This is a genomic window from Bradyrhizobium sp. USDA3010, assembly GCF_056429065.1.
The window spans coordinates 1-999 of record NZ_JBWJZD010000129.1 but is presented as its reverse complement, the minus strand read 5'-3'; the positions used below and the strand labels follow the sequence as shown (position 1 = coordinate 999).

1 protein-coding gene is annotated in these 999 nt (G+C 58.8%); it reads right to left on the bottom strand.

The features are described from left to right. Positions 1–796: 796 nt before the first annotated feature. The coding region (locus AC066Y_RS43245; protein ID WP_478279139.1) for a hypothetical protein at positions 797–999 on the bottom strand (203 nt) is incomplete at its 5' end.

Here is a 999-nt window from a genome sequence, read left to right as displayed (position 1 = left end):
GGCGGGCGTGGTGTTCGCGGCTGAAGGTGATGGGGTTGGCTTTGCAACCGAATCCTACGCCGCATCAGCGCTTTACACCACGCTCGCCAGCCTCTCAGGCGCCTCTGACGAATAAGACGGGCTAGGTACCGTATGACGGCCATCGATCCTCATTGAACCTCAGTTATCGGAAGATCGGCGGTTCCGGCTATCCTCATATTGTTCGGAGACAGGCCTGTCATTTGAACATTCCAGACGGGTCTTTCCAAAGTACGTCCGCACCTGATCTGCGATCCTGTGAGGATTCAGCCCGATCAAGCTGCTGGCCCGCGATGATGACGCTTACTCCTCGGCCGCCCGACAATGCGCTCGTATCATGCATCCCGCGTCTTTTTGGTCCTTTCATCTGAGAGTTTCGTGCTTCCAAATGTGGTCACAGTGATTGAACCATCCCGCTTAAGATCGTGCCGCGACTGCCGCGGTGGGTTTGCACGCCGCTTAAGCTGTCGCTTGGACGCAATTCTTGATTTTTTAGTTTTCCTTTTGGGGCAACGATTCAGCGCAGACTTCCACGCTGAACCGTCATGCCCAGCCCGCTGAGACCGGGGGCGCACGCAGGGACGACGCTGCCGAGGGGATCACTCAGCCTGCACAAGCGCAGCGCGGAAGGCTGGGGAGACGGCCGCGGCGAGCGCAACGATCCTCGTGGGCGCCGGGGGCGGAGCCCCTCGCGAGGAGGCTAATCGAAGGCCGGTTGGGAGGCTCGGCGCGCGTCGAGCCAAGTCGGCGAAGCCGACGCGCCAACTCGATAGATTACTTATTCGACTAAGGCAAACACAACACGGCGCCGATCGACCTCGTCAAGAGTTGAGAGCCAGTCATCCCCTTTTTGGCGTAAGCGGCAAGGAAACCCCGTCTGGCGGAGTGGTAAGCGATCGGCTATCGGCTGCTGAGTTTGTGAGCCGATGTGAGCTTCTATGTCTGCGCCTAGTTCTGGAACTAGAACCTTCCATATGATCG